We start from the raw sequence: 15,466 nt of genomic DNA, 5'->3' as shown, positions 1-15,466 counted from the left end.
CCCCGGGGGGCCTCACGGGGACGGGGGTGGCCGGATGCGGCCACCCCCGGGGTGCGGAGCTCAGACCTGGAGGTCGAGATCCGGCCCTATCCGGTTGCGGACGGCCGTCTGGACCTCGGCCTCCTCCGCGGGATCGGCGGCGAGCCGGCGCAGCCGCTCGGCGACGCGTACGTCGCCCGTCTCGGCGTGCAGCGCGGCGAGCTCGCGGGTGGTCTCCTCGCAGTCCCACAGGCATTCGACGGCGAAGCCGTTGGCGAAGGTGGGATCGGTGGCGGCCAGGGCGCGGGCGGTGCGGCCGCGCAGTTGGGAGGAGGCCGTCTCGCGGTAGATGTGGCGCAGCACGGGGGCGGCGCAGCCGATGCCGAGGCGGCCGGCGCCGTCGACGAGCGGATAGAGGGCGGCCGCGTCGGGGCCCTGGGCACGGACGGTCTCGCGGAGGGCGCCGAGGACGAGGGGGGAGTCCTGGGTGCCGCCGCGGAAGGCGAGCATGCCGGCCGCGGCCGTGCCGAGCGCGTCGGGGCGGTGGATCCAGCCGCGGGCCCGGTCCACGGCTGCTTCGTCGCACATCCGCTCGAAGGCGGCGACGGCCGCGTCGGCGACGGTGCGGGAGGCCTCGCCGGCGGCGCGCTCGACGAGGTCGAGGACGGCGGGGTCCTGCGACTCGGCGAGGTAGTGCAGCGCGGCGCAGCGGGCGCCGTCGGGGCCGCTGCGGGCGGTGGCGAGGATCAGCTCGCGGTCCTCGGGGGCGGCGACGGCGACCAGGCAGCGGGCGGCCGGCCCGTGCAGCTCGGCGCCGCGCTCCAGGCCCTCCTGGGCCCAGTCGAGGACGGCCTGGACGCTCCAGCCGGGCCGGGGCCCGGTGGGGCGGAGCTGGCGCTGCCAGCGGTCGAAGGAGCCCTGTTCGCCGGCGGCCTTGATCCGGGCGCCGACGGAGGCGCGCGGGTCCTCGGCCCACAGCCGCCAGGGCCGCGGTTCGAAGGCGTCGCGGACGGCCGCCGCGAGCTCGGCCTCGCCCTCGGCGTCGGCCGGGAAGCGGGCGAGCACGGGCACGGCGAGGGAGCGCAGCCCGGCGTCGTCGTCGCGCAGCGCGAGCTCGTCCAGGGCCCAGGCCCAGTTGGTGCCCGTGGCGGCGTAGCGCCGCAGGAGCACCAGGGCGTCCCGGCGTCCGTAGGAGGCGAGGTGCCCGAGGACGGCGAGCGCGAGCCCGGTCCTGCCCTCCTCGGTGTCGAGGTGGTCCTCGGCACCGAAGAGGTGCGCCTCGATCTCCTCCAGACCTCCGTGGAGGTCCAGGTAGAGACGTGCGTAGTAGAGGGAGCGGTTCTCGACCTGCCAGTCGTGGCGGGGGTCGTCGAGAACACAGCCGTTGAGGGCCGCGAGGGCCTCGGCACGTGGCGCTGCGAGCGCGTGCAGGGTGCCGTCGCCGCGGCCCCTCTGCAACAGGCCGAGCAGGGTGCCGCTCGGCGCTATGACTGGATCGAACATGGAAGACGCCTCACATCAAGCTGTCGACACGACCGGGGGGAATCCGGGATGAACCGGGTCAGGCTGATCGCCTAGGCCGTGCGGCAACATGTCGGGCCGCCCGTCGTCCTGCGCTTGCCAGTGACCATCTTCCTCTGCCTCTCGTCGGTGGCCCCCTGCGGGCCCGACGTCATGATGACCCACCCATTTCGCCACCGCGACCACATTTACGACGCTGCTCTCACCTGGGGTTCAGCCGATGTTCACCCGGCTCCGAACAGCTCCAGGAGTTCGGCCTTGCCGAACATGCGCGCGGTGTCCACGGCGGACGGAGTCCCGGCCTGCGGATTCGCCCCGCCGGCCAGCAGGGCGCGCACGACGCCGTCCTCGCCCTTGAAGACGGCACCGGCGAGCGGGGTCTGGCCGCGGTCGTTGGCGCGGTCGGCGTCGGCACCGCGCTCCAGGAGGACGGCGACCGCGTCGGCGTGCCCGTGGTAGGCGGCGAGCATGACGAGCGAGTCGCCCTTCTCGTTGGTGAGGTTCGCCGGGACCCCCGCGTCGACGTAGGCGGCGAGGGCCGCCGCGTCGCCGGTGCGGGCCAGGTCGAAGACCTTGGAAGCCAGCTCGACGACCTCGGGGTCCGGGGCCTGGCTCTCGCTCATGGTGACGCCTACCTCTCGTGCTCGGCCTGCGCACGGCGCGTGAGGCCGTACGAGTGAATCGACAGGGTACTGCCCGGTCGGGGACATGACCGCGCCCCACCGAGGCAAAGATCACTCGCAACGCGCTCCCTTTTAGCGCGCTCCGGACTTTTCGCCACCCGAAGAAGGGCCGGTTCTACGCCGGTCAAGTGAAAACGTCAGCAATTCACCCATATGCACCTTTAGTCATATAGATACTTGCTGTGAACCTGGAAGGACTGATGGTGACTGTCCCCTCAACCAGGAGAACACCTCATGATCCTGTCCATTTCGGGCGTCGTCCTGCTCGGCATCATCTGCTTCCTGTTCTTCAAGAAGGACGGCATGAAGGCGTCGCACGCCCTCGTCAGCGCCCTCTTCGGGTTCTACCTCGCGGGCACCGCCATCGCCCCGAGCATCACCGCGGGCGGACAGAGCCTCGCCAGCCTTCTGGGCGGGATCAAGTTCTGACGCCCCTCCGCCCCTTCCACCACTCCAGGAGTACGACGTGGCCCGGCGACCACTCCCCCGCATTCTGAGCAGCGGCAGCGCCCAGATCGCTCGCAGCCGAGAGATCGCGCGCACGGCCGCCGACAGCGCCACCGACGTGCTCCATCCGCTGATCACCATCTCGCGTGGTCTGCGGAAGCTGGCCGCGACCGCGCGCGCCAAGTGGGCCGCGACCCCCAAGGAGCGGCGCGGTCCTACGCTGTTCCTGGTCGCGGCCTGCGTCCTGGTCGTCGCCTTCATGCCGTACGGCCCGCTGTTCGCCCTCGTCGGGGTGATGGGCGCGGCCGCCTGGCAGGGGCGGGAGCGCCCGGTCGTCAAGACCGGGCCCGACGACGCCGAGGTCGCCCGGCTCAAGGGCCTCTACGAGGCCCTGGTGCCCTACCTCTCGCTCCCGGACGACCCCGAACCCCTCTTCGCCCACGGCGGGGACTGGAGCGGCGCCTTCTCGGACTACGCCTTCGACGAGGACGGCCGGCCCACCCGGCTGCGCATCGCCTACCCCCCGTACTTCACCGACGGCGAGCCCGCCGCCCGCGCCCGCATCGAGCAGCTGCTGCACGCCAAGTCGGGACGCGGCCGCGAGTACCTCTTCGACTGGGACGAGGAGGGCAACCGGCTGACGATGCACGTGCTCGACGCGCTCCCCACCACCATCGCCGCCCAGCACTTCGTCACCGTGCCCGGCGAGACGGTGCTCGGCTTCACCGACGCCGACGCCGTGCAGCGGACCGTGCCGGTGCGGGCCGCCGACGGCACCGAGGACGCCCCGGCCGTCGTCTGGCGCACCGGCCCCCGCTCCACCGAGCCGCACCTGCTGGCCGTCGGACAGCCCGGCAGCGGCACCACCTCGCTGCTGCGCTCGATCGCGCTCCAGGCCCTCCCCCACGGCGACGTGCTGATCGTCGAGGGCGGCGGCACCGGCGAGTTCGCCTGTCTCGTAGGCCGGGCCGGGGTGCTCGCCGTCGAGTGCGGGCTCTCCGGCGCCCTGGCGAGCCTGGAGTGGGCGGCGCACGAGACCGAGCGGCGGCTGATCGCCGCGAACCGGGCCCGCCAGGCGGGCCACCCGGCGCCCGAGGACACCCGTCGCCCGCTGTGGATCCTGCTCGACCGGCCGAGCGTGCTGGGCCACCTGGCCGCCGCCGACGGCCGCCCCGACCCGCAGGACCTGCTCCAGGTTCCGCTGCGGCACGGCCGCGCGGCGCAGGTCACCGTCGTGGTGGCCGAGCAGTTCGACAGCCTGGACGTCCTCGGCGAGACGGTACGCGGCCACACCCGGGCCCGGGTCGTGCTCGGCCCGGCCTCCCCGGAGCAGATCGCCTCGGTCCTGGGCGGCCCGCCGCACACCACGCCGGTCCCCGACGTCCCGCCCGGCCGCGGCTACGCCCGTCTCGGCACCGCGCCGGTGCTGCGCCTCCAGGTGCCGGCCACGCCGGACCCCTTCGACGACGCCACGAGCGAGGCGCACCGCCAGGCGGTCCTGGAGCTGCTGCCCGAGCGGCAGACGGCCACCATGGCGACGATCGCCCCGGCCCCCGGTTCCGCGCCCGACCCCGACGTCGACGCCGACACGGCGCCGACCCTCCGCAAGGAGCCCGGCACCGCGGCGCTGTCCGCCCCGGTGCCCGCGGAGGGCTGAGCCCCGCATCCCGTACGCGAAAGAGGGCGGCCGCACCGGTGAAGGTGCGGCCGCCCTCCCGCGTACGGGCCCGGCTCAGGCCACGAAGGACCTCGGCGCCTCGACGCCGGCCCCGGCGCCGGACTCCACCAGGCGGGCGGCGGCGGCCAGGCGGGCGGCGGCCTCGTCGGCGACCGGGCCGCCGACCGTGAACGGGAGCCGTACGTACCCCTCGAAGGCGCCGTCCACCCCGAAGCGCGGCCCGGACGGCACCCGGACGCCCACCCGCTCGCCGACCTCCGCGAGGCGCGAGCCCGACAGACCGCCGGTGCGCACCCACAGCGTCAGGCCGCCGCGGGGCACCTCGAACTCCCAGTCCGGCAGCTCCCTGCGCACGGCCGTCACCAGGGCGTCGCGGTTCTCCCTGGCCTGGGCCCTGCGCAGGCCGACGGCCTCCTCCCAGCCGCCGGTGCGCATCAGCCAGTTGACGCCGAGCTGCTCCAGGACCGGGGTGCCGAGGTCCGCGTAGGCGCGGGCGGCGACCAGGGAGCGGATCACGTCCGGCGCGGCGCGCACCCAGCCGATCCGCATGCCCGCCCAGAACGCCTTGCTCGCCGAGCCGACGGTCAGCACCGTGGCCCCGGCCGGGTCGAAGGCGCAGACCCGCCGCGGCATCGCCACGTCGTCGTCCAGGAAGAGCTCGGTCATGGTCTCGTCGACCACGAGCACCGTGCCGGCCGAGCGGGCCGCCTCCACGAGCTGGCGGCGCTGGTCCTCGTCGGCGAGGGCTCCGGTGGGGTTGTGGAAGTCGGCGACGACGTACGCGAGCCGGGGCGCCGCGTCCCGCAGCACCTGGCGCCAGCGGCCCAGGTCCCAGCCGGCGAGCCCCTCGGCCATGGCGACGGGGACCAGCCGGGCGCCGGCCTCCCGCATCAGCTGGAGGATGTTGGCGTAGGAGGGGGGACTCCACCGCGATCCGCTCGCCGCGGCCCGCGAAGAGGTGGCAGATGGCGTCGATGGCGCCCATGGCACCGGTGGTGACCATGATCTGTTCGGGCATGGTCGGGATGCCCCGCTCGGTGTACCGGTCGGCGAGCATCTGGCGCAGGGCGGGCAGTCCGGCCGGGTAGTCGCCGTGGGTGTGCGCGTACGGCGGCAGCTCCTCCAGGGCGCCCTGGATGCCCCGGGTGAGCCAGGGCTCGGGCGCGGGCAGTGCCGCGCAGCCCAGGTCGATCATGGAACCGAGCGACTCCGGGGGCAGCGGTTCGAGCCCGCGGGCCGGCAGCGGGTTGCCGGCCGGGACCGCGGTCCAGCTGCCGGCGCCGCGCCGCGACTCCAGGAAGCCCTCGGTGCGCAGCGCCTCGTAGGCGGCGGCGACGGTGGTGCGGCTGACGGTCAGGGCGAGGGCCAGCTCCCGCTCGGCGGGCAGCCGGGCGGCGACCGGGGACGCGGCCCTCCAGGACCAGGAGCCGGATGCCGTCGGCGAGGGCGCGGTAGGCGGGCGGCTTGCGGGCGCCGGGCACGGCGGGCCGGGCCTGCTGGGCCTGGAGCTGCCGGGCCAGCTGGGCAGGCCCCACCGCTGAAGTCCACTGGGCCATGGAAATCAGTCCACCTTCCGCGAATTGGCCATGGTTGGCACGTCTTCCCCCGCCACAGAGTGTCATGAGCCAGTCCACCATGACCACCCAGGTCACCACTCAGGGGGCAGTCCTGTGTCCATCGCCTCCGGCCTCCGCGGCCGGCATCTGACCCGCCGCCTCGCGCAGCTCTACGCCGGTCTCGCGCTCTACGGGATCAGCTCGGCGCTGCTGGTGCGGGGCGGGCTCGGCCTGGAGCCCTGGGGCGTCCTCCACCAGGGTCTCGCCGAGAGGACGGGTCTGACCATCGGGGTCGTGTCCATCGCGGTCGGGGCGGTCGTCCTGCTGCTGTGGATCCCGATCCGGCAGAAGCCGGGCCTCGGCACCGTCTCCAACGTCTTCGTCGTCGGCCTCGCCATGGACGGCACGCTCGCCCTCGTGCCCGACGTGGACGGCCTGCCCGCCGGGATCGCCCTCATGGTGCTCGGCATCGTGCTCAACGGCGCGGCGACCGGCCTCTACATCGCGGCGCGGCTCGGCCCCGGTCCGCGCGACGGCCTGATGACCGGCCTGCACCGGCTGACCGGACGGTCGATCCGGCTGGTCCGCACGGCGATCGAGATAGCCGTGGTCGCCACCGGCTTCGTCCTCGGCGGTTCGGTGGGCGTCGGCACGGTCCTCTACGCCCTGTGCATCGGCCCGCTGGCGCAGTTCTTCCTGCCGCTGTTCGCGATCCCCGAGGCGACCCCGGAGGCGACCCCCGAGGCGGACGCCGGCCCCGGTGTGCCGGATGTCGCACCCACGTCCGTCGCCGCCCCGACACCCTGACCCGCCATACTGCGGCGGTGACTCGCGTACGCCACCCCTACCTCGACCACCCGGCCCCCCTCCCCTTCGCCCACCGCGGCGGCACGGCGGACGGCCTGGAGAACACCGCGGAGGCGTTCCGGCGCGCGACCGCGGCCGGATACCGCTACTTCGAGACCGATGTGCACACGACGGCGGACGGCGTCCTGGTCGCCTTCCACGACCCGACCCTGGACCGGGTGACGAACACCGGCGGCCGGATCCGGGACCTGCCCTGGGCGGCGGTCCGGGAGGCCCGGGTCGCCGGCAAGGAGCCGCTGCCGCTCTTCGAGGAGCTCCTGGAGGAGTTCCCCGAAGCGCGCTGGAACGTGGACCTGAAGTCCGAGTCCGCCCTGGGGCCGCTGGTGGACCTGATCTCCAGGACCGGCGCCTGGGACCGGATCTGCGTGGGCTCGTTCACCGAGGGCCGGGTCGCCCGGGCCCAGCGGCTCGCCGGTCCGCGGCTGGCCACCTCGTACGGGGTGAAGGGGATCCTCGGCCTCCGGCTGCGCTCCCTGGGCATCCCGGCGGCGCTGCGCGCGGGCGCCGTCGCGGCCCAGGTGCCGGAGCGGCAGGCGGGCGTCCCGGTGGTGGACCGGCGCTTCGTGCGCGAGGCGCACGCCCGGGGGATCCAGGTGCACGTGTGGACGATCAACGAACCCGAGCGGATGCACGCCCTCCTGGACCTTGGCGTGGATGGCATCATGACCGATCATCTGGAGACGCTGCGCGGTGTCCTGACCGACCGCGGACTGTGGGTCTGAGCGCGCGTACCACCACGGGGAACTCGGGGACGAACGAGGGGGCGCGGCCTTGACCGACGTCGACAACACCGGCCGCCCGGACGGCCACGGCGCCGATCCGGCCGGTCCGGACAGCCCGGCCGGCCCGGAGGGTCCGGCGAGCCCTGCCGAGCGCAGGCGCGAGCAGCGCGGCTGGTACTTCTACGACTTCGCCTGCTCGGTCTACTCGACCAGCGTGCTGACGGTGTTCCTGGGGCCGTACCTGACCTCGGTGGCCAAGGCGGCGGCGGACCCGGAGGGGTTCGTGCACCCGCTGGGCATACCCGTGCGGGCCGGCTCCCTCTTCGCGTACGCCGTGTCCGCCTCGATCGTCGTCGCGGTGCTCGCGATGCCCCTGGTGGGCGCGATGGCGGACCGCACGGGCCGGAAGAAGCCGCTGCTCGCGGCGGCGGCGTACGTGGGGGCCACGGCCACCACCGGGATGTTCTTCCTGGAGGGCGAGCGCTACCTGCTGGGCGCGTTCCTGCTGATCGTGGCGAACGCCTCGCTGTCGGTGTCGATGGTGCTCTACAACGCGTATCTGCCGCAGATCGCCGAGCCCGAGGAGCGGGACACGGTCTCCTCGCGCGGCTGGGCCTTCGGCTACACCTCGGGGGCGCTGGTCCTCGTGCTGAACCTGGTCGTCTACACCGGCCACGACTCCTTCGGCCTCTCCGAGGGCGACGCGGTGCGGATCTGCCTCGCCTCGGCGGGGCTGTGGTGGGGCGCCTTCACGCTGGTGCCGCTGCGGCGCCTGCGCGACCGCCGTACCGACCTGGCCGCCCCGGCCGGCCACGGGGCGGAGGGCGCCGTCGGCAGCGGCTGGAAGCAGTTGCGGGCCACCCTGCGGGACATGCGCCGCCATCCGCTGACGCTCTCCTTCCTGCTCGCGTACCTGATCTACAACGACGGCGTGCAGACCGTGATCTCGCAGGCCTCGGTGTACGGCTCGGAGGAGCTGGGCCTCGACCAGACGACGCTGATCACGGCGGTGCTGCTGGTGCAGGTGCTGGCCGTCGCGGGGGCGCTCGGGATGGGCCGGATGGCCCGTTCGTACGGGGCGAAGCGGACGATCCTCGCGTCGCTGGCCGTGTGGACCGGCATCCTGGCGGCGGGGTACTTCCTGCCGGCCGACGCGCCGGTGTTCTTCTACTGTCTGGCGGCGGCGATCGGCCTGGTCCTGGGCGGCAGCCAGGCGCTCTCCCGCTCGCTCTTCTCCCATCTGGTGCCGCGCGGCAAGGAGGCGGAGTACTTCTCGGCGTACGAGATGAGCGACCGCGGACTGAGCTGGCTGGGGCCATTGGTGTTCGGTCTCGCGTATCAGGTGACCGGAAGCTACCGGGATGCCATCATCTCCCTGGTGATCTTCTTCGCCGTCGGCTTCGTGCTCCTCGCGAGGGTCCCGGTTCGGCAGGCCGTGGCCGCCGCGGGCAACCCCGTTCCGGACCGGATTTAGACGCGGAAGTGAAAGGCCGGTAGTGTACGCCTTTGGCCTGCCAGGCGGACCGTTACTGCGTGCTGACTTGGTGAAGACGTTGAGTGACATCTCCTGCCAGATGTGACAAAACGGGCACTGGTGGGTAGAACAAGGGGCGGCACGACGGGCGACGCATGACCCGGAACGGGAATCTTTACCGCCGACCGGACGTTGACCGGATGACGACGACAGCGACACCTGTCCTGTGGGCGACAAGCCCGGGAGGCACGATTCATGAGTGAGCGAGCTCTTCGCGGCACGCGCCTCGTGGTGACCAGCTACGAGACCGACCGCGGCATCGATCTGGCCCCGCGCCAGGCGGTGGAGTACGCATGCGAGAAGGGGCATCGTTTCGAGATGCCCTTCTCGGTCGAGGCGGAGATTCCGCCGGAGTGGGAGTGCAAGGTCTGCGGGATCCAGGCACTCCTGGTTGACGGGGACGGCCCCGAGGAAAAGAAGGGCAAGCCGGCGCGTACGCACTGGGACATGCTCATGGAGCGGCGCACCCGCGAGGAGCTCGAGGAGGTGCTGGCCGAGCGGCTGGCGGTTCTTCGGTCCGGCGCCATGAACATCGCCGTGCATCCGCGCGACAGCCGCAAGTCCGCCTGACGGACGGCCGCACGGCCTGAGGGCCGCACGGCCCGAGAGATACGCCGAGGGGCCCGGTACACGCATCGTGTACCGGGCCCCTCGGCGTTCCCCTACCCGAGCCCGGCGGTCCCGCACCAGCAGCGAACAAGCCGTGAGGCCGGTCCCGTACGGGACCGGCCTCACGGCTTGTTCGCGTCAGCGGCGTCTCGCCGCTCGCGTCACGGCATCAGCGGCGGACGGGGCGCCTGGGGCTCGCGCGGCCCCTGGGGCGCGTCCTCGCGGATGACCTGACCCTGGACGACCTTTCCGTCTGGCCGGTGGATGCGGGCCTGCTGGAAGGCGTCCTGGAGGCTTCCCTGCGGAGCGGCGCTCATCCGGCGCTCCACGGCCTTCTCCGCGTACCGCCCCAGCGCCGAGCGCACCGGCGGGATCAGCAGCAGCAGTCCGACGGCGTCGGAGAGCAGCCCGGGGATCATCAGGAGCAGGCCGCCGAGCATCAGGAAGCCGTTGCGGTCCTCGGCGCCGATCCGGTCGGCCTCCGTGGGCACCGCACCCGTGCGGGCCGCTTCCTGGGCCTTCTGGAAGGTGCCGGTGAGGTTGGCGAAGGCGCGCCGGCCGGCGCGCTTGATCACGGTGGCGCCGAGCACGGCGCCGCCGACGAGCAGGAGGAGGACGGTGAGGCCGCCGGCCGCGTTCGCGACCAGCGTCAGCAGCCAGATCTCCAGGACCAGCCAGGCGGCGACGGCCAGGGGGAGGAACGTACGCGCTCGGGAGCGCTTGGGGGCGAGGGGAGGCGTTGCGCCGGTCGTCATGCTCCCCAGTGTGCCTGGCGGCCCGCAGGAACGTCGTAAAGGAGAGATCAGCTCGCGGAGCCGCGGCCGAGCAGCTTGCCGACCTTCTGCGCGCGGGCGCTCAGACCCCAGCCGGTGACCCGCCACAGCGCCTCGACGACGATGTTCCGGCTCATCTTGGAGTCGCCGACCTCGCGCTCGACGAAGGTGATGGGGACCTCCACGACGTGGAAGCCGGCGGCGACCGCGCGGCGGGCCAGGTCGACCTGGAAGCAGTAGCCGGCCGAGGCGACGTCGTCGAGGCCGAGGCCCTCCAGGGTCTCCTTGCGGAAGGCCCGGTAGCCGCCGGTGACGTCGCGGATCGGCACGTCGAGCATGACGCGCGAGTAGAGGCTGCCGCCGCGGGAGATGAACTCGCGGGACTTCGGCCAGTTCACGATCCGGCCGCCGGGCACCCAGCGGGAGCCGAGCACCAGGTCCGCGCCCTTGAGGGCGGTGAGCAGCCGGGGCAGCTCCTCGGGCTGGTGGGAGCCGTCGGCGTCCATCTCGACGAGGACGTCGTAGCCGTGCTCGATGCCCCAGCGGAAGCCCGCGAGGTAGGCCGCGCCGAGCCCCTCCTTGCCCTTGCGGTGCAGGACGTGGACGTGATCGTCCTCGGAGGCGATCTCGTCGGCGAACTTGCCCGTGCCGTCGGGGCTGTTGTCGTCGGCGACGAGGACGTGCGCCTCGGGTACGGACTCCCGCACCCGCGCGACGATCGGCTTGATGTTCTCCGCCTCGTTGTAGGTCGGAATGATCACCAAGGCCTTGCCGAGCGGGCCGTAACGCCTCTGGCCACCGTCGTTCACTACTGCCCCTTCGGATACATACGCGAGACACCACCATAGCGAGCCCCGCGCACCGGGGACGGGATCGGGGCCCGGCGTCCTTCGGGCCGACCCGGGACCCGCTGGCTGCGGGTCGACCGAGGCCGTTGTCTACTGAACGCCGGGGCCCCACCCGGGTCGCACCCTCCGCCGGAAAAACCTTCCCTCGCCCCCGAGGCGCGGGCGGCGTTCGGTGCCTGCGTGGAGGTTTGAAACCGGTCGGACGTCCTTGGTGGACGTGCCGAACCTACCGGCCCGTGACCGTCGGCTGTCAACACCCGTTTGACCTGCGGCGATGAACCGTTCACGCAGGTGGGCCGCGAAGATCCGCAGGTCGAGGGCGAAGCCGGCCGCTTTCGAGCGACGGCTCGAAATGTCCCTACGTCACTCGTTCGGTCGTACGAACACCGTTTGTCCGAACACGACGGTCCGCAGGCAGACGGGAAGCTCGCGGCCGGGGGACAGGTCGGGCAGACCGGGCGTCCCGGAGCGCGGATCGGTCGACCAGCGGGCCACCCGGTCGTCCGGCGCCTGCACCACCAGCTCGCCGGTCCGCCAGATCGCGTAGTCGGCGGGCGCGCCGGGCACCAGCGTGCCGGCGTCGTCCCGGCCGACCGCGCGCCAGCCGCCCCGGGTGTGCGCCGTGAAGGCGGCCCGGACCGAGATCCGGTGCTCGGGGGTCCGGTGGAAGGCGGCCGCGCGGACGGTCCCCCACGGGTCGAGCGGGGTGACCGGGCTGTCCGAGCCGAAGGCCAGCGGCACGCCCGCGCGCAGCAGGGCGGCGTACGGGTTGAGGGTGCGGGCCCGCTCCACGCCGAGGCGGTCGGCGTACATGCCCTCGTCGCCGCCCCAGTACGCGTCGAAGGCCGGCTGCACGGAGGCGGTCAGGCCCAGCTCGGCGAAGGCCGCGACGGACTCGGGGGTGAGCATCTCGGCGTGCTCGACGCGGTGCCGGGCGGAGCGGATCCGGGCGAGGCCGAGCTTCTCGGAGGCGGCCCGGACGCCCTCGACGACCGCGTCGACGGCGGCGTCGCCGATGGCGTGGAACCCGGCCTGGAGCCCGGCCTCGGTGCAGGCCACCACGTGGGCGGCGACGGTGTCCGCGTCCAGGTGCGCGACCCCGGCGCCGGACCGGTCGGCGTAGGGCTGGTGGAGGCAGGCGGTGTGCGAGCCGAGGGAGCCGTCGGCGAAGAGGTCGCCGGCCGCGCCGAGGGCGCCGAGGGCGCGGGCCCGCTCGATGTCGAGGTCGGCCCAGTAGCCGACGATCCGGGGGCCGGGCTCGCTGCGGGCGAGGTCCATCAGGCCGGTGAAGTCGTCCTCGGAGGAGATCTCGGGGCCGCCGCACTCGTGCAGGGTGCCGATGCCGAGCGAGGCCGCGTGCCGGCGGGCGGCGCGCTGGGCCTCGGTCCGCTGCAGCGGGGAGAGGGCGGCGTAGGCGGCGGCGCGGACGGCGTGGTGGGCGTCGCCGGTGAGCGGCTGCCCGTCGTGGAAGCCGGTCAGCCCGCGGATGCCGGGCACCAGGTCGAGCAGGGCGGTGGTGACGACCGCCGAGTGCACGTCGATCCGGGTCAGGTACAGCGGGCGGCCGCCGGTGAGCGCGTCCAGCTCGTCGCGGGTGAGCGGGCGGCGCTCCGGCCAGCGGGCGGCGTCCCAGCCGTGGCCGATGAGGATGCGGTCGCCGGGCCGGGCCTCGGCGTAGGCGCGGATCCGCTCCGCCGCCTCGGCGAGCGAGGCGGCGGCGGACAGGTCGAGGCCGGTGAGGGCGAGACCGGTGGCCGTGGTGTGCACGTGCGCGTCGACGAACGCCGGGGTGACCAGCGCGCCTTCGAGGTCGATCACCTCGTCCACGCCGGAGGCGAAGGCGTCGGCGGCGCCTTCCGAGCCCACCCAGGCGATGTGCCCGCGCTCCACCACCATGGCGGTGGCGAAGGGGTCGGCGGGGCTGTGGACTTCTCCACCGCGCAGCAGCACGGTGCGGTGTTCGTACGCACTCATGCGACCAGGCTAGGCCGTCGCGGACGCCGTCGTTACCAGCGGGTTCGGGTCCGGCGGGGGCCGGAATCCGGCCGCCGCCCGCCGGACCGCGCCGGGGACGCCCGGCGGCCGGGCTCAGACGCGCGGCGGGCGGGACTCGTACGGGGTGGAGAGGACGACGGTGGTGCGGCTGGAGACGTGCGCCTGGGAGCGGATCCGGCCGAGCAGGTGCTCCAGCTCCAGCGGGGTGGCGACGCGGACCTTGAGGATGTAGTTCTCCTCCCCCGCGACGCTGTGGCAGGCCTCGATCTCGGGGATGTCGGCGAGCCGGTCGGGGGTGTCGTCGGGGGCGCTGGGGTCGAAGGGTTTCACCGAGATGAAGGCGGTCAGCGGCAGGCCGACGGCCTCCGGGTCGACGACCGCGGCATAGCCCCGGATGACTCCGCGCTGCTCGAGGCGGCGGACGCGCTGATGTACGGCCGAGGTGGACAGGCCCGTGGCCTTGCCCAGGTCGGTGTAGCTCATGCGCCCGTCCTTGACGAGCAACTCGACGATCTGACGATCCAGCTCCTCCATGCGGTGACCCTATTGCCCCGAAGGGGCCGGGGCACAGCGGGGGCCTGCCCTTATGCCTGACTATGGGCATCCACGGGGCACCTGCGACGGGCATGTGACGAACGCCACAGGTTTTGGCGGGGCTCGGGCGTGACCTCACGGTTATGCGGCGGACCGTATGGGAATTGGTTGCTGTGGTCGAGGCCACTCAGATCCGGCCGACCCGTCCGAGGGGGAGATCTCCATGCAGGAGCCTGTTGATTCCGTCGACACGTCCGTCGACACGTCCGACGAGCTCGACACGTACGACACCTTTGAGATGTACCGGGTGATCTGCCCGGACTGCGTCCAGCCCATCGCGCTGCTCGCCGACGAGGACGTCCTGCCGGAGCACGCGCTGTGCCCGACGCCGTGGAACCCCTTCGTGCTCACGGTCTGCTCCGGCACGGGCCTGCCCGCCGCCGACGCCCGTCCCGCGGACGAGACGCTGGAGGTGCAGGAGCAGGACACCGCCCTGCTCCTGACGCTCCCCCAGGGTCTCGACTGGCGGACGCAGCCCTTCTCGCACGTCGGCGGACCGGGCTCGCGTCCGATCAAGCCCTCGCAGCTGCGCCGCGCCGCCTGAGCCTCACCAGTAGCGTCCCTGCACCATCGCCGCGAGCGTGGCGTGGTGCAGGATCAGGCTGTCCGCGTTCCGCGCGCCCTTGGCGTCCGCGGGCAGCTCCACCTCGCCGAAGTGCGCCTGCCGGTACGCGATCCTGAGCATGACGATCGCGTGCCGCAGCGCCGCGTAGAGGGTGTGGAACTCCATGTCGCGCGGGGTGTGCCCGGTGAGCCGCGCATAGCGCCGTTCGATGTCCTCGCGGCGCAGGAAGCCGGGGAGTCCCGGCTGGCCGAAGCTCACCGTCAGGTCCTGGAAGAAGCGGTGCAGGTAGACCGTCCAGCCCAGGTCGACCTCGCGCGGGGCGCACGCCGCCATCTCCCAGTCGAGCACGGCGGCGGGCCTGAAGCCGTCGTAGACGATGTTGCCGATGCGGGCGTCGCCCCAGTTGAGGACGGCCGGGCCCTCGTCGGCGGGCCAGTGCGCCTCCAGCCAGTCGAAGGCCGACTCGATCAGCGGCGAGGGGGCGAGCCCCTCCACCACCCAGGCGTAGTAGGCCCGCTGGGCGTCGACATGGCGGCGCAGCGGGCTGCCGGCGCCGTCCGGGAGCAGGAACGCGGCCTCCTCGGCGGGGAACTGCTCGTGCAGCCGGGCGATGACGGCGACCGACTCCGCCTCCAGGAGCTCCCGTTCGGCGTCGTCGGCCGCGTGCAGCCAGTTCCCCTCGTACGTGTAGGGCATGACGTCCGGCGGGACGCGGCCCTCGGCGCGGGCCATGACGAAGAAGGGCGCGCCCAGCGGGCCGGGGTCCTCCTCCAGCCAGAGCACCTTCGGCACGGGGACGTCGGTGTGCTCGCCGACGAGGCTCATCACCCGGTGCTGGCGGGCCATGTCGTAGACGGGGAAGACGGTGTACGCGGCCGGGTCGGCGGCGAGCCGGAGGGCGCAGCGGCGGACCGGGGCGTCGGGGTGGTCGAGGTCGAAGAGCAGGGTCTCGCTGGACATGCCGTTGGAGCCGGGCACGGCCAGCTCGTGGACGCGGGCGCCGGGGAGCCGCCCGTCGAGCCAGGCGGTCAGCCGCCGGCCCAGCTCCTCGGGGTCCCGGGTGGTGGTGCGGGGGCGGGGCGCGGTGGCCATGGC

14 protein-coding genes and 1 pseudogene are annotated in these 15,466 nt (G+C 73.4%); 7 read left to right on the top strand and 8 right to left on the bottom strand.

Annotated features, from left to right (window positions below; all coding sequences use genetic code 11):
* Window positions 1–60: 60 nt before the first annotated feature.
* Both ABD981_RS33015 and ABD981_RS33010 read right to left on the bottom strand, forming a co-directional pair.
* Window positions 61–1,482, bottom strand: coding sequence for a hypothetical protein (locus ABD981_RS33015; RefSeq protein WP_046907410.1), 1,422 nt, complete (start codon window positions 1,480–1,482; stop codon window positions 61–63).
* Window positions 1,483–1,724: 242 nt separating this feature from the next.
* Window positions 1,725–2,123, bottom strand: coding sequence for an ankyrin repeat domain-containing protein (locus tag ABD981_RS33010; RefSeq protein WP_046907411.1), 399 nt, complete (start codon window positions 2,121–2,123; stop codon window positions 1,725–1,727).
* A 294-nt stretch (window positions 2,124–2,417) separates the two neighbouring features.
* On the opposite strand from ABD981_RS33010, the gene ABD981_RS33005 reads away from it, so the two are divergent.
* Both ABD981_RS33005 and ABD981_RS33000 read left to right on the top strand, forming a co-directional pair.
* Complete coding sequence (locus ABD981_RS33005) at window positions 2,418–2,612, top strand: hypothetical protein (protein ID WP_046907412.1); 195 nt, start codon at window positions 2,418–2,420, stop codon at window positions 2,610–2,612.
* A 37-nt stretch (window positions 2,613–2,649) separates the two neighbouring features.
* Complete coding sequence (locus ABD981_RS33000; RefSeq protein ID WP_046907413.1) at window positions 2,650–4,287, top strand: membrane protein; 1,638 nt, start codon at window positions 2,650–2,652, stop codon at window positions 4,285–4,287.
* Between the two features lie 75 nt (window positions 4,288–4,362).
* Here ABD981_RS33000 and ABD981_RS32995 read toward each other — a convergent pair.
* Window positions 4,363–5,864: pseudogene (locus ABD981_RS32995) on the bottom strand (SCO1417 family PLP biosynthesis transcription factor).
* Between the two features lie 114 nt (window positions 5,865–5,978).
* Between ABD981_RS32995 and yczE the strand changes: the two are divergent.
* From yczE to ABD981_RS32975, 4 genes are all read left to right on the top strand, one after another.
* Window positions 5,979–6,671, top strand: coding sequence for a membrane protein YczE (yczE, locus tag ABD981_RS32990; protein ID WP_046907415.1), 693 nt, complete (start codon window positions 5,979–5,981; stop codon window positions 6,669–6,671).
* A 17-nt stretch (window positions 6,672–6,688) separates the two neighbouring features.
* Window positions 6,689–7,453 carry a glycerophosphodiester phosphodiesterase family protein gene (locus ABD981_RS32985; protein WP_046907416.1) on the top strand — a complete coding sequence of 255 codons (765 nt, stop codon included), beginning with the start codon at window positions 6,689–6,691 and terminating at the stop codon, window positions 7,451–7,453.
* Window positions 7,454–7,502: 49 nt separating this feature from the next.
* Window positions 7,503–8,927 carry an MFS transporter gene (locus tag ABD981_RS32980; protein WP_046907417.1) on the top strand — a complete coding sequence of 475 codons (1,425 nt, stop codon included), beginning with the start codon at window positions 7,503–7,505 and terminating at the stop codon, window positions 8,925–8,927.
* A 255-nt stretch (window positions 8,928–9,182) separates the two neighbouring features.
* Complete coding sequence (locus ABD981_RS32975) at window positions 9,183–9,557, top strand: RNA polymerase-binding protein RbpA (RefSeq protein WP_015032218.1); 375 nt, start codon at window positions 9,183–9,185, stop codon at window positions 9,555–9,557.
* A gap of 200 nt (window positions 9,558–9,757) precedes the next feature.
* Here the strand turns inward: ABD981_RS32975 and fxsA are convergent, their stop codons facing one another.
* The 4 genes from fxsA to ABD981_RS32955 all read right to left on the bottom strand — a co-directional run bounded on the left by fxsA (window position 9,758) and on the right by ABD981_RS32955 (window position 13,746).
* Window positions 9,758–10,351 carry an FxsA family membrane protein gene (gene fxsA / locus ABD981_RS32970; protein ID WP_046907418.1) on the bottom strand — a complete coding sequence of 198 codons (594 nt, stop codon included), beginning with the start codon at window positions 10,349–10,351 and terminating at the stop codon, window positions 9,758–9,760.
* Window positions 10,352–10,398: 47 nt separating this feature from the next.
* A complete protein-coding gene (locus tag ABD981_RS32965; RefSeq protein ID WP_046907419.1) occupies window positions 10,399–11,178 on the bottom strand; it encodes a polyprenol monophosphomannose synthase in 780 nt (259 codons plus the stop codon).
* A 402-nt stretch (window positions 11,179–11,580) separates the two neighbouring features.
* On the bottom strand, window positions 11,581–13,191 hold the full coding sequence (locus ABD981_RS32960) for an amidohydrolase (RefSeq protein ID WP_046907420.1): 1,611 nt from the start codon (window positions 13,189–13,191) through the stop codon (window positions 11,581–11,583).
* Between the two features lie 114 nt (window positions 13,192–13,305).
* Window positions 13,306–13,746 carry an Lrp/AsnC family transcriptional regulator gene (locus tag ABD981_RS32955; RefSeq protein ID WP_046907421.1) on the bottom strand — a complete coding sequence of 147 codons (441 nt, stop codon included), beginning with the start codon at window positions 13,744–13,746 and terminating at the stop codon, window positions 13,306–13,308.
* A 223-nt stretch (window positions 13,747–13,969) separates the two neighbouring features.
* On the opposite strand from ABD981_RS32955, the gene ABD981_RS32950 reads away from it, so the two are divergent.
* Complete coding sequence (locus ABD981_RS32950) at window positions 13,970–14,350, top strand: hypothetical protein (RefSeq protein ID WP_046907422.1); 381 nt, start codon at window positions 13,970–13,972, stop codon at window positions 14,348–14,350.
* A gap of 3 nt (window positions 14,351–14,353) precedes the next feature.
* On the opposite strand, the gene ABD981_RS32945 is transcribed toward ABD981_RS32950, so the two are convergent.
* A complete protein-coding gene (locus ABD981_RS32945; RefSeq protein WP_046907423.1) occupies window positions 14,354–15,463 on the bottom strand; it encodes a phosphotransferase family protein in 1,110 nt (369 codons plus the stop codon).
* Window positions 15,464–15,466 lie beyond the last annotated feature (3 nt).

Origin of the sequence: Streptomyces showdoensis, assembly GCF_039535475.1 — a bacterium.
Classification (GTDB): Bacteria; Actinomycetota; Actinomycetes; order Streptomycetales; family Streptomycetaceae; genus Streptomyces; species Streptomyces showdoensis.
The sequence above is the reverse complement of the archived record's forward strand: the minus strand, read 5'-3'. Positions and strand labels throughout refer to the sequence as shown.

Bases quoted from the DNA above. Each gene is read 5' to 3' on its own strand.
- ABD981_RS33010 (WP_046907411.1), bottom strand. From the start codon at position 2,123: ATGAGCGAGAGCCAGGCCCCGGACCCCGAGGTCGTCGAGCTGGCTTCC.
- ABD981_RS32960 (WP_046907420.1), bottom strand. From the start codon at position 13,191: ATGAGTGCGTACGAACACCGCACCGTGCTGCTGCGCGGTGGAGAAGTC.
- ABD981_RS32945 (WP_046907423.1), bottom strand. From the start codon at position 15,463: ATGGCCACCGCGCCCCGCCCCCGCACCACCACCCGGGACCCCGAGGAG.
- ABD981_RS32955 (WP_046907421.1), bottom strand. From the start codon at position 13,746: ATGGAGGAGCTGGATCGTCAGATCGTCGAGTTGCTCGTCAAGGACGGG.
- ABD981_RS32950 (WP_046907422.1), top strand. From the start codon at position 13,970: ATGCAGGAGCCTGTTGATTCCGTCGACACGTCCGTCGACACGTCCGAC.
- ABD981_RS33015 (WP_046907410.1), bottom strand. From the start codon at position 1,482: ATGTTCGATCCAGTCATAGCGCCGAGCGGCACCCTGCTCGGCCTGTTG.
- fxsA (WP_046907418.1), bottom strand. From the start codon at position 10,351: ATGACGACCGGCGCAACGCCTCCCCTCGCCCCCAAGCGCTCCCGAGCG.
- ABD981_RS32975 (WP_015032218.1), top strand. From the start codon at position 9,183: ATGAGTGAGCGAGCTCTTCGCGGCACGCGCCTCGTGGTGACCAGCTAC.
- ABD981_RS33005 (WP_046907412.1), top strand. From the start codon at position 2,418: ATGATCCTGTCCATTTCGGGCGTCGTCCTGCTCGGCATCATCTGCTTC.